This is a genomic window from Arthrobacter sp. Hiyo1 (assembly GCF_001263615.2).
GTDB lineage: Bacteria > Actinomycetota > Actinomycetes > Actinomycetales > Micrococcaceae > Arthrobacter.
On the sequence record NZ_DF952470.1, the window covers coordinates 556081 to 566877 of the forward strand.

At 62.4% G+C, this 10797-nt stretch carries 12 protein-coding genes, 1 tRNA gene and 3 pseudogenes; 11 read left to right on the forward strand and 5 right to left on the reverse strand.

Features of this window, described 5'->3' with window-relative positions:
* Nucleotides 1-903: NAD(P)/FAD-dependent oxidoreductase (locus AHiyo1_RS11385; RefSeq protein ID WP_253257271.1), on the reverse strand; the 903-nt coding region annotated here is incomplete at its 3' end.
* Nucleotides 904-1182: 279 nt separating this feature from the next.
* On the opposite strand from AHiyo1_RS11385, the gene nirD reads away from it, so the two are divergent.
* From nirD to AHiyo1_RS11400, 3 genes and pseudogenes are all read left to right on the forward strand, one after another.
* The gene (nirD, locus tag AHiyo1_RS11390; RefSeq protein ID WP_059388638.1) at nucleotides 1183-1557 is read left to right on the forward strand and encodes a nitrite reductase small subunit NirD; all 375 of its coding nucleotides are present in this window, start codon (nucleotides 1183-1185) and stop codon (nucleotides 1555-1557) included.
* Nucleotides 1558-1609: 52 nt separating this feature from the next.
* Nucleotides 1610-1732: pseudogene (locus AHiyo1_RS28245) on the forward strand (IS1096 element passenger TnpR family protein); the annotation flags it as partial.
* Nucleotides 1678-2871 carry a plasmid pRiA4b ORF-3 family protein gene (locus tag AHiyo1_RS11400; RefSeq protein ID WP_059388639.1) on the forward strand — a complete coding sequence of 398 codons (1194 nt, stop codon included), beginning with the start codon at nucleotides 1678-1680 and terminating at the stop codon, nucleotides 2869-2871. The pseudogene AHiyo1_RS28245 and the gene AHiyo1_RS11400, both read left to right, overlap by 55 nt.
* A gap of 91 nt (nucleotides 2872-2962) precedes the next feature.
* Here the strand turns inward: AHiyo1_RS11400 and AHiyo1_RS11405 are convergent.
* A tRNA-Ser gene (locus tag AHiyo1_RS11405) sits at nucleotides 2963-3050 on the reverse strand.
* Between the two features lie 112 nt (nucleotides 3051-3162).
* On the opposite strand from AHiyo1_RS11405, the gene AHiyo1_RS11410 reads away from it, so the two are divergent.
* The 6 genes and pseudogenes from AHiyo1_RS11410 (at nucleotide 3163) to AHiyo1_RS11435 (ending at nucleotide 7351) form a co-directional block, all read left to right on the forward strand.
* On the forward strand, nucleotides 3163-4146 hold the full coding sequence (locus tag AHiyo1_RS11410) for an NAD(P)H-quinone oxidoreductase (RefSeq protein ID WP_059388640.1): 984 nt from the start codon (nucleotides 3163-3165) through the stop codon (nucleotides 4144-4146).
* Nucleotides 4147-4181: 35 nt separating this feature from the next.
* Entirely contained in the window at nucleotides 4182-4763 is a 582-nt protein-coding gene (locus AHiyo1_RS11415) for a PadR family transcriptional regulator (protein WP_059388641.1), read from the forward strand.
* Between the two features lie 153 nt (nucleotides 4764-4916).
* Nucleotides 4917-5255: pseudogene (locus AHiyo1_RS11420) on the forward strand (GNAT family N-acetyltransferase); the annotation flags it as partial.
* 26 nt (nucleotides 5256-5281) lie between these two features.
* Nucleotides 5282-5935, forward strand: coding sequence for a bacterial proteasome activator family protein (locus AHiyo1_RS11425; RefSeq protein ID WP_059388643.1), 654 nt, complete (start codon nucleotides 5282-5284; stop codon nucleotides 5933-5935).
* An 8-nt stretch (nucleotides 5936-5943) separates the two neighbouring features.
* Nucleotides 5944-6395: pseudogene (locus tag AHiyo1_RS26650) on the forward strand (hypothetical protein).
* 116 nt (nucleotides 6396-6511) lie between these two features.
* The gene (locus tag AHiyo1_RS11435; RefSeq protein WP_059388649.1) at nucleotides 6512-7351 is read left to right on the forward strand and encodes an aldo/keto reductase; all 840 of its coding nucleotides are present in this window, start codon (nucleotides 6512-6514) and stop codon (nucleotides 7349-7351) included.
* Between the two features lie 60 nt (nucleotides 7352-7411).
* Here the strand turns inward: AHiyo1_RS11435 and AHiyo1_RS11440 are convergent, their stop codons facing one another.
* Nucleotides 7412-7990 carry a DUF7793 family protein gene (locus AHiyo1_RS11440; RefSeq protein ID WP_059388644.1) on the reverse strand — a complete coding sequence of 193 codons (579 nt, stop codon included), beginning with the start codon at nucleotides 7988-7990 and terminating at the stop codon, nucleotides 7412-7414.
* Nucleotides 7991-8178: 188 nt separating this feature from the next.
* On the reverse strand, nucleotides 8179-8355 hold the full coding sequence (locus AHiyo1_RS11445; RefSeq protein WP_059388645.1) for a CsbD family protein: 177 nt from the start codon (nucleotides 8353-8355) through the stop codon (nucleotides 8179-8181).
* 224 nt (nucleotides 8356-8579) lie between these two features.
* Here AHiyo1_RS11445 and AHiyo1_RS11450 point away from each other — a divergent pair, with 224 nt between their 5' ends.
* Nucleotides 8580-9014: a hypothetical protein gene (locus tag AHiyo1_RS11450; RefSeq protein WP_172465576.1), complete on the forward strand. Its 435-nt coding sequence runs from the start codon at nucleotides 8580-8582 to the stop codon at nucleotides 9012-9014.
* A 79-nt stretch (nucleotides 9015-9093) separates the two neighbouring features.
* Nucleotides 9094-10146, forward strand: coding sequence for a matrixin family metalloprotease (locus AHiyo1_RS11455; protein WP_059388647.1), 1053 nt, complete (start codon nucleotides 9094-9096; stop codon nucleotides 10144-10146).
* Between the two features lie 156 nt (nucleotides 10147-10302).
* On the opposite strand, the gene AHiyo1_RS11460 is transcribed toward AHiyo1_RS11455, so the two are convergent.
* On the reverse strand, nucleotides 10303-10797 hold a 495-nt coding region (locus AHiyo1_RS11460), incomplete at its 5' end, for a hypothetical protein (protein WP_113990640.1).

Consider the following 10797-nt stretch of genomic DNA (forward strand, 5'->3'; position numbering starts at 1 on the left):
CCCGCCGAAGTTCGCGACTTCACCAATGGCGAAGATGCCGGGGATCTCGGTTTCGCAACCATCGGAAATGACAACACCGCCGCGAGGGCCAATCGTAAAGACCTGCTCCTCACCCTCCGCTGCACGGAAGAGCTCGTCGCGGGGCCTGACCCCGATCGCGACGATCACGATGTCGGCGTCGATGATGCGGCCGTCAGCCATGAGGACGCCGGTGACCTGGCCGTCGTCGGACAATACTTCCGAGGGGAACACGCCGCCGTGGATTTCGAAGCCTTTGTCCTTGATGAGCCGGCCCATTGCCTGGCCAGCGCCTTCGTCGAGCTGCGTTGCCATCAGCCAAGGCGCACCGTCGATGACGATCGGGGTGGCGCCAAGCCGCTCAGTCCCGGCGGCCGATTCAAGGCCCAGGAGGCCGCCGCCGATTGTGACGGCTTTGATCCTGCGTCCCAGTTTCGCGGTGAGTTCGGTGATCGCCTTGTTGATGGCCCAGACGTCTTCGAGCGTTCGGTAGACGTGGGTGTGTTCGGCGCCCGGGATCGGGAGGCGCGCGGCGTTCGAACCCGTCGCGACCACGAGTGCATCGTATTCGTAGCTGTTGCCGGCAGCGGTTTCCACGGACTTGGCTTCGGGGTTGATCTTGACCACCCGCTCGCCAGTCCGCAGGTCCAGGGCTTCGTGGTCCCACATCGATGCATGCCCGAGGGTGAGGTCGTAGTCCACCTCGATGAGCGCCTTGCTCAGCGTGACCCGGTCGTAGGAAGATGTGCTTCCTCGGTCAGGACCGTGACGTGCCAGCTCGAGACCGCGGGTATGCATGGCATCGGCAAAACGGTGGGCCGCAGGGCCCCCGCCCGCGACAACAATGCGGCGCGGGTTCTCTGAAGGGGAAGTATGTCCGGTCACTGGCGGCCTTTCGCATGTGCCGCAGAACCGTCATCCGCGACTTGTCACTTCAGACTAAAGACGCGCAGTTTCGCGTCAGTTTCCCTTTTGTTTCGGGGGCTTAACTTCGGCATCACGGTGAGGATTGCGGTTATGTGAGGTCTCCTTTACGAGCAGGACACATTGATTGCATTCCGGCGAAACATGGCGGGCCTACCGTGAAGTTGTGGCCGCAAACGGCCCGTGCCGGATGGCGGAATTGGATCCGCCGGACCGGCAGGCTAAGCGATAGGGGCTGAAATGACCGTAATTCTGGATCGTGAAAAGGAACAACAGCAGAGCGCACCGACCGCGTCCGGCTGGCACCGCGTCTGCGCGATCGACGAGCTGGAACCGGCCTGGGGCGAAGCTGCCCTGGTCGGAGGCAAGCAAGTAGCGCTCTTCCGCACCACGCCGGATGAAGTCCTGGCCGTATCCCAGCAGGACCCCGCAACCCTCTCCAACGTCATGGCGCGGGGAATCGTCGGTTCCCGAGGCAGCCGTCCCACGATCGCCTCGCCGCTTCACAAAGAGGTGTACGACCTGGAAACCGGCGAATGCTTTACCAACCCCGAACTGCGGCTTGCAAGCTACGCCACCCGTTTGGTGGACGGATATGTCGAAGTAGCCGTCTAGGCTGCATCAGGGGCGTCCCGGCGTCGTTGCCCCTACTGGCAGAATGGCCGATATGGACGCACCCAAGCAGTTTCCCGCCGTCGAGCTCCGCATAGAAATTCGCGATACTGAACCGCTCATTTGGAGGCGGGTGGTCCTCCCCGAGTCGGCCACCGTCGCTGTGCTGCACGGAAGCATTCAGACGGCCTCGGTTGGAAGGATTGCCACCTTTACGGCGTTAGCGGTGTCGATCGTAAGGGCGTCCGCCGGATCATCATCGGAACCGACGACGACGGCGTGCAACCCGGCGCCGAGCTTGCTGCCGACGTCGGGCTGCTTGAGCTCATTGACCCGGCCCGGCCGGGTAAAGCTCCGCTGGAGTACGAGTACGATTTTGGTGATTCGTGGATTCACGAGATCGAGGTCGTGGGCCCGGCCACTCTTCCTGAAAACACCGTTGCCTGCCTCGATGGCGCGATGCGGGGACCCCTGGAAGACTCCGGCGGGGCAGCGGGCTACGCGAATGTGGTGGCCGTGCTTGGCAACCCTGGCCACTCCGAGCATGGCCAGTGCGCGAAGTGGCTCGAATTGGTAACCCATCAGCCGGCAGCCGACTTCGACCCCACCGACTTCGATCTCGTCGCGGTGAATGGGCAGTTGCGCCAACTGGCACGACGGATCTGGCCGGGCGACGCTACACCGGAAGACAGGGAGACCGTCCTTGGCCCGGTTTCGTGGTTTCTAAATGCAGCACACCCGGACGGGCTGGAACTGACATCCGCCGGCTACCTCAAACCCGCAATAGTCAAACGGGCCATGACCCAGCTCGGCTGGGATGATGAGTGGCCGATGCCGGGGCGAAATGAAAACAACGTTGTTCCGATCCTGGACCTTCGTGAACAACTGCAGGATTGGAAACTGTTACGCAAGTTTAAAGGAAGGCTGGTCCTCACCCCCGCTGGCCGTCACGCTGTGCAGGATCCTGCAGCCCTGTGGGACTATCTGGCCGAGCGGTTCGCCTTTCCGCAGCACGGCGTCGACAAAGAGGTCATGCGCCTGCTGGTCCATTGGGCTGTTAGCGGCGAGGCGCCCCCGTACAACGTGCGCCGGGAAGTGATTCAGTCGGCGCTCCACGCAAAGGGTTACCGGATGCCTGGCGGCACCGAGATTCCCTTGGATGACGCCTGGCACCTGGATCTGGACAACAGCCGGACCCTCCGGTGCCTGGCGTTGCGGGAGTCGGCCAGCTGGAGTCTCCGGAACTCGGAACTGTCTGACGGCGGGCTCAAGTTCCTGCTCGACGTGCAGCGCCGATTCGGGGACCGCAGCTACTGAACTGGCTATCGCCGTCGAAAAAGCAGCAGATGCCCACAAGAAGCGATTCTGTGGGCATCTGCTGCCAGTTCGCGCCTTAAAGCGCGCCACGCGGAAGGTAAGGGATTTGAACCCTTGGTGCGGGGTTACCGCACACTGGTTTTCAAGACCAGCTCCTTAGGCCGCTCGGACAACCTTCCCTGCCTAGTAGTGTTTCATAGGGAGTTGGCTGTGCCAAAAACCTGCCTCCGCGATTAACGCGGTTAAGGTGTCTGAAAGGCCAATTGCACTGAGCAAGATCGGGAGCACTCTATGAAAGCCGTCTACATCTCCGAACCGGGCGGACCCGAGGTTCTGGAAATCCGCGACGTCCCTGCTCCGGTTCCCGGCCCCGGCGAGGTTCTCATCGACGTCGTCGCCGCAGGTCTCAACAGGGCCGATGTCCAGCAGCGCCGCGGTTTCTACCCGCCACCACCGGGAGCGTCCGACATTCCCGGCCTTGAAGTCTCCGGCCGGATTGCAGCGTTCGGGCCCGAGGTGAGCAAACCGTTTTCCGTGGGTGACAAGGTAGTGGCGCTGCTTTCGGGTGGCGGCTATGCACAGCAGGTTGCTGTCCCCGCGGAGCAGGTCTTGCGATTGCCCGACGGCGTGGATCTGGTCACCGCCGCGTCCTTGCCTGAGGTAGCCGCCACGGTGTACTCGAACCTCATCATGACTGCACAACTGCAAGCGGGTGAGACGGTACTGATCCACGGCGCCACTGGCGGCATCGGCACCATGGCCATCCAACTCGCCAAAGCGTACGGTGCCACGGTCGCGACGACGGCCGGAACGGCCGAAAAGGTCGGAACCGCGAAAGCCTTCCTCGGAGCCGACATCGCCATCAACTACGCGGAAGAAGATTTCGCCGAAAGCCTCAAGGCACAAAACGGCGGCAAAGGCGCGGACGTGATTCTCGACGTCGTCGGTGCCAAATACCTGCAGCAAAACGTGGAAGCACTCGCGGACTACGGAAGGCTGGTGGTGATCGGGCTGCAAGGTGGCGTCAAGGGCGAACTCAACCTCGGCCAGCTGGTCAGCAAACGTGCGGCGATCATCGGCACAGCGCTGCGCCCGCGGCCGGTCGCCGAAAAAGGTGTCATTATGAACGCCGTCCGCGAATCGGTCTGGCCGATGCTGGCCGACGGCCGGATCAAGCCGCTTGTGGCCAAGTCGTTCCCTTTGGAGCAGGTCCGCGAAGCCCACGAGTACTTCGATTCCGGCGAGCACATGGGCAAGGTCCTTCTGCTGCTCTAGCGACATCCGCAAAACCGGCAGCACGAAGGAGAGCGATGTCCATCCGGTACAGCATCCTGGCATTGCTTCAGGAGCAACCACGCTACGGATACCAATTGCGGGCGGCGTTCGAGGAACGCACGGGATCCGTCTGGCCGCTGAACATCGGGCAGGTGTACACCACGTTGAACCGGCTGGAGCGCGACGCTTTGGTCCGCAAAGAGGGCGACGACGGCCGAGGCCACGTGCTTTTCAGCATCACCGACGCGGGGACTGTGGAGATCCGCCGATGGTTTTCAACTGCGGTGGATCGTGGAGCGCCGCCGAGGAACGAATTGGCCATCAAGCTGTCGTTGGCCGTCTCGACGGCGGGGACCGACGCACACGCTCTCATCCAGGCCCAACGTGAGATATCCCTGCGGGAACTGCAGGAGTACACACAGGATCGCAAGGACCTGGCCGCCAACCAAAGAGTGACGGATACCGCCAGGCTGCTTGTCCTGGACTCCCTGATCTTCCATGCCGAGGCGGAGGCCCGCTGGCTGGATCTTTGCGAAGCCAGGCTGGTCCAGCAGTCCAATGGCGCCAGCAACGGCGTGATCGGAATCGTCCGAGGCAACGGGACAACCACCGCATAGACTGCTCCGCAGGGGAGGTGCTGACATCGAAACATTGACGAATGCCGACGTCCGGATCCGCCTGCTTGGCCCCGACGACGCCGGCGCGCTGATCAGCCTGGCGGAGATGGATAACTTGTTCGACGAAGATCCTTCAGTCCCGCCGTCGGGCGCGTTGACGTACGACGCGCCCGCTCCTTCCTGGGCGACCCCGCCGTGCTGTTTTGGCTGGCTGAGCTCGGCGGGGGGATGGTGGGATTCCTCCACTGCTGCATTCAGCGCCGCCGTAATGCCGGGCCCTGGGCGGAACTGCTCCTCATGGAAATGGGAACCCATGCGCAGTGGCGCCGCCGCGGTATCGGCCGGTCCCTTCTGGCTGCCATGGAGGAGTGGATGCGGACACACGGGATGGAAGAAGTCTGGGTCCCGGCCAACCTCTATGCAACGGGTTTCTACGAAAAATGTGGTTTCGCTAAGGACGAAGGCGAAATACTGGTCAAGGCGCTGGGCTGAGTTGCGGCACATGAGAGTATGAACGCATGAGCGATCAGGACGACACTCAACCCAGTGGCGAGAGTTTTGACGACATCCCGGTGGAGGGCACAACCTTGGACGCTGGGACGGCACAGAGCACATCGGAAGCGGGCCCCAGGGCCGACGGGAAGCCTGGCGCCAAGAAGGGCAGCACCCTCCAGGACCTCGTCGACGAACCAGCCAAGGTCATGCGGATCGGCACCATGATTCGCCAGCTCCTCGAAGAAGTGAAGAGCGCTCCCCTGGACGAGGCAGCGCGCGGACGCCTTGCCGCGATCCACGAACGCTCCATCAAAGAGTTGGAAGAGGGCCTCGCTCCGGAACTAGTGGAGGAGCTGGAACGTATCAGCCTCCCTTTCCCTGAAAATGCGACCCCTTCCGACGCTGAGCTCCGGATTGCGCAGGCGCAGCTTGTCGGCTGGCTCGAGGGCTTGTTCCACGGAATCCAGACCGCCATCGCCGCCCAGCAGGCAGCCCGGGAGCACGCTGTTGCCCAGCTGCAGCTTCGCCAGCTCCCGCCCGGAACCATGATTGCTCCCGGAGTCGTTATCGGGGAGAACGGTGAGCCCCAGCGTGCCCACCTTCCCGGCAAAGAAGCGGAACCAGGCAAACCTGCTCGAGTTGAAGATCCGGACCACGGTCCGGGCCAGTACCTCTGAGCGCTGGTTTGGGATTCTTTGGGGCCGTCCGGCAGGGGCGGAAGGATGACGCTGAACTTGGCAAAGGATTGTGGCGCCGTGCCCACGACCGCTTTCACCGCGGCCTTGATCGCTATCACCAGGTGCTGGAAGGTGTCGAAGACGAGCAGCTCTACGGCGAACTCGTAGCCATTGCCAACGAACTGGCGGACTTGTCGTCCAGGGTACGTGCGGTCTGCGTGGAGGCCCAGCTCCGTTCGCCCAGTGACGGGCTGGATATTCCGGGATCGCTCGCAGGTGTCCATCGCGCGCTGTCCAAAGCGGGTAACTCTCTTGCCACGACGGCGGAGGCGGCCGCGATGCTGCGTCTCGCCGTCGGGCCCGTTCCTGTGGGTGCGGCTTCGGTACGTCGACGCGCCGAAGCGTTTACGAGCACGTCGAGGAAGCCGAACGGTTGCTCGGGACCAAAGCCGGCTCATAGAGTTCGGCGAGTTAGGTGCAGACGCGTCTATTCCCACGTAACAACTATTAAGCGCCTAGCTTAGAGGGGCTGGAATCCGTAGCCACTCCGTGTGCACGGCTGGCAGGATGGAAGCCATGACTTCGTCACCGAACCTTACTTTTAACGACGGCAACTCCATCCCCCAGCTCGGCTACGGGGTGTGGCAGGTTGAGGACGATGTAGCCGAAAAGGTGGTGCGTCGGGCCTTCGACGCCGGCTACCGCCACATCGATACCGCCAAGATCTACGGCAACGAGGCAGGCGTAGGACGCGCCATAGCATCCTCCGGCCTCAAGCCCGAGGAAATCTTCATCACCACCAAGCTGTGGAATGCGGACCAGGGCTACGAGTCCACGTTCGCGGCTTTCGAAGAGTCCATGAACCGCCTCGGCCTGGAAACCCTTGACCTGTACCTGATCCACTGGATGCAGCCCAAGCAGGACAAGTTCGTGGACACGTGGAAGGCCCTCATCGAGCTCCAGAAGCGCGGACGCATCAAGTCCATCGGCGTCTCCAACTTCAGCAAGGAAGGCCTGCAGCGCCTGATCGACGAGACCGGCGTGGTTCCGGCGATCCACCAGATCGAGCTCCACCCGTTCTTCAACCAGTCCGAACTCCGTGAATTCGCCGCTGCCCGGGGCATTTTGACGCAGGCCTGGTCGCCTCTTGGCCAGGGTGGCGAGCTCCTTGAGAACGCCACCATCGCGCAGATTGCTGCCAAGCACGGCGCCACCCCGGCGCAGGTGGTTATCGCCTGGCACCTCGCGATCGGCAACGTTGTGATCCCCAAGTCCGTGACCGAGTCCCGGATCCAGGAGAACTTCGCAGCCCTTGGCGTCACCTTGGATGAGGCCGACATCGAGGCCATCAACGGCCTGGACCGAGGCGCCGAAGGCCGCATCGGACCGGATCCGGCAGTCTCGGACTTCGCATAGTTCTTAACTCGCGCAGTTCACAACGCGGGATCTCGCAATGCGGGGTCACTTACGGCCCATTCAGCGGCACCAAATGGGCCGTAAGTGACCCCGCGTTGCTCGGAGGGGAGGGCTTGGGGCGGTGTACTTCGAAGACGTGCTGGTGCCGTATTTTGCGGCATCAGGACGCAGCTCGCGCAACCACCCCAAGGCTTCTTGTTCATCCGTGAAATACCGGGTGGGGCACTGCGGTGCGGGGAGCCCGTGCCTGCCGTGGGCAATGACACGGTCCACCGGCGTGCTACCCAGAATCGCGAAGGCCGTGATAGTGGCCGCTTCGCTGAAGAATCGGACGGCGTCGCGGCTGACAGACTCGACGCCGATGACCTGAAGTAGGACCGCAGCGCCCCTTCCGCCCGTCAGCGCCAGGTACCGCTCCTGGACAAGACCCCCGTCTTCTGCGGTGATTCGGCCTCCCGGCCGCAAAATGATCCTGAGGATCCCTTCACCTGCGTCCTCAATCCTGACATTTTCATGTTCAGGGCTGAACCCCGCTCCACCGCCGTCCACGCCGGAAACGGTGTTGACCTCTGCGTCGTGGTGTAATTCGCCCTCGGACTGGACCAGCGTTGTCATCAAATCCCCCAGATGTGATTTCACTGCGACTCCATTGACGCAGTCCCCGGATGAGCAACATCGGGTGTGATCACAGTAACGGTGAGGTTGCCCGGCGTCCATGATTAGTAAGTATGCGGAGTGTTTGCCCGCGGGAGCCTGTCTGGAATCGAGTACCGGACACGGCGAAGGGCGCACCCCGCTGGGATGCGCCCTTTGCTCTACGGGTCAGGTCAGTCCTTTTTGAAGGCGTCCTTGACCTTCTCGCCGGCCTGCTTCAAATCGCCCTTGGCTTGGTCGGCCTTGCCTTCCGCCTTCAGGTTTTCATCGCCTGTGGCGTTCCCGGCAGCTTCCTTGCCCTTGCCGCCGGCCTTCTCGGCAGCGTTCTCAATCTTGTCGCCTAGTCCCATGGTGTTTCCTCCTCTGGTTCGGCAGCCGATCGATACGGCCGTTACTACATACTAAGCATGCTTCGGGTTTGGATTTCAAATCCGATTCGGCCTTCCCGATGGCTAGGCGCCTCTACCACCCCGGGGACTCGACGACGTTGCCGTCACTCCGGAGGCACCCCGCCGGATGAGGCCAGGTTCTATCGTCGGTTCGACATTCTTGGTTCACTAGCAAGAAACGCACTTTGCAACGCGGATCGGGGCGCCTCATGGATGATCGTCGCACGGGCTTCACTGTTGCATTCCCCGAAGCGAGGAAATACAGAGCCGTCAGGATCATGTCGGGAGTTTTCTTCCTCCTGTTCTGGATCCTGTCGGGTGTCACCTTGTTCGGGTCGGCTGAACTTCCCAAATGGCCTCTGTTCATCGTCGCGGGAATCGCGATGGCTTTCTCTTTCGGGTTGTCCACGTACGAGAAACGGAAGTGGAAGGGGCTTGCTCTCATCTTCGACCGCAGATTCGCAGAAGAGTTCACAGCGCACACCGAGTGCGACTACCCGCAGGACGTGGACATCTTGAGCGTCCAACGGTCCATCGCCGTCCGAAGGCTCGACGGGTCCGTCTTGCTCTGGGGCGTAAGCCGGTCCAAGGCTGGATTCAGAGTATTTCCGATGACCTAAGAGCGCGCGTTGTTCCGAAGGCCCTTGATGTGGTCCGGAATATGGGATGTCGGTTCGGGGCAGGGGATAAACTCTGACGATGGGGGATTCGAGGGACAACGAAGGCATCTTCGGGGAGGTCACCGGAGGCTCGGCATCTGGGCCACGGAAAGTGCCGGAACGTATTCCGCTGTGGAAGCTCGAAGAAATGCTGGAAGAAGGTACGCCGACGCCGACTGCCTGGCGCGAAGCAGCTGATCCTACCCCGCGACCCAAGAAACTGCGGCGGGTGGCCAGAGCTGCTTCGATCGTCGCCGGGATTGTTGTGCTTCTGGCTGGGCTCTATTTCGTAGGCCCCTTTGTGCCCGGGCTGAACGGACTTGGTGGACTAAATGGCATCGCCAATCCGGGTGCGATCGGGCCCTTGGCACCCGGCGGTCCTGCAGCCGGCGCGGCGCTCCAGGCAAAGGATCATCCACCGGCGGGTATCGGGGAAAACCCGGGCCCCCTTGGTCAGCCTGCACCGCTGACCGTGACCAGCAAGTCATACGCCTTCCTGCAGAAGCGTGAGGACGGCAGTCCGGTCACCTATGATCCGTGCCGGGCGATCCATTACGTCACCCGCCCCGCCAACTCACCGGCAGTCGGCCCCGAGCTCATCCAGGAAGCTGTCACTGCGATCTCCCACGCAACTGGACTGACCTTCGTCAACGACGGCGACACGACAGAGGCTCCGTCCGCGGGCCATCGGTCATATCAGAAGGATCGGTACGGGGACCGTTGGGCTCCGGTGCTCATCGCCTGGGAGACCCACGCCGAACAACCGAAATTCACGAATCCCGCGCAAGGGGAAACTGTCATGGGCCTGGGAGGCAGCGAAGCTGTCAGCTTTGGGAATACCGGCTTCACCTACGTCAGCGGGCAGGTGGAGCTGAACGGCCCTGCACTCCAACGGATGTCGGCGGAACTCGGAACGGAACAGGTGAGGGCCGTGATCGAGCACGAGCTCGGTCACGTGGTTGGCCTGGACCATGTCAACGACCCTAGCCAGATCATGAATCCCTCGGAGACCCCAGGAGTGGTTTCGTTCGGCGCCGGCGACCTCACCGGGCTCTCCCTCGTTGGTCAAGGAAAGTGCCAGCCCACTTTGTAGGGGAGCGGGACAGGCACGCTCTATCCTACGATGCGCTCCTTGACCCCCATTTGCTGCCGAACGCGTCGATTGCTCCTTGCAAGAGGGGCTGGATTGCATGAGGGCCGCCGTCGGGATTTGAGAGATCCCGGATGGTCAATGCAGCGGTCCGCGCTGCTACAAACCGAGGTCTTTGACCGCGGTGACCCAGTTGTGGGCGATCGCATTCTGGGCAGCTGACAGGGTGACCTTGTGGGTGCAGATGGCCTTGTGCAGAGTGTTCTCCACCGCGTCTTTCGGGTTCGTGGTGCCCGTGGCGCTCGCCTTGTTCGGCTCAGGCCACAGATTCGACACGGAGTTGGTGCCGCCGAGCTCAAGGCTGATGAGATGGTCGTATTCCGTGGTCTTCGCGGCAGTCTGGCCGTATTCGCGCAGGCTCTCGGCCTTCACCTTGTCCGTATTCGAAGCGGGCGGGCGCACCGTGGCCGTATAGCCGCTCATGCAGATCGTCGAATCGAGGTTCTCTTGGGTAACCGCGGGATCTGTTGCCCCGGGAGTGCAGGCCGGGTCCGGCAGGTACTCGCCCGTGGCGGCGTCGACCACTTTGGCGGAACACTGTCCGGCAGCAAGCTGCTCGTCGGTAGCGACCATGCCGGGGGAGTGGATGGACTT

What these genes read in the sequence shown, in the direction of transcription:
- AHiyo1_RS11435 (WP_059388649.1), top strand. Translation starts at nt 6,512, where the DNA reads ATGACTTCGTCACCGAACCTTACTTTTAACGACGGCAACTCCATCCCC.
- AHiyo1_RS11455 (WP_059388647.1), top strand. Translation starts at nt 9,094, where the DNA reads ATGGGGGATTCGAGGGACAACGAAGGCATCTTCGGGGAGGTCACCGGA.
- AHiyo1_RS11425 (WP_059388643.1), top strand. Translation starts at nt 5,282, where the DNA reads ATGAGCGATCAGGACGACACTCAACCCAGTGGCGAGAGTTTTGACGAC.
- AHiyo1_RS11415 (WP_059388641.1), top strand. Translation starts at nt 4,182, where the DNA reads ATGTCCATCCGGTACAGCATCCTGGCATTGCTTCAGGAGCAACCACGC.
- nirD (WP_059388638.1), top strand. Translation starts at nt 1,183, where the DNA reads ATGACCGTAATTCTGGATCGTGAAAAGGAACAACAGCAGAGCGCACCG.
- AHiyo1_RS11445 (WP_059388645.1), bottom strand. Translation starts at nt 8,355, where the DNA reads ATGGGACTAGGCGACAAGATTGAGAACGCTGCCGAGAAGGCCGGCGGC.
- AHiyo1_RS11410 (WP_059388640.1), top strand. Translation starts at nt 3,163, where the DNA reads ATGAAAGCCGTCTACATCTCCGAACCGGGCGGACCCGAGGTTCTGGAA.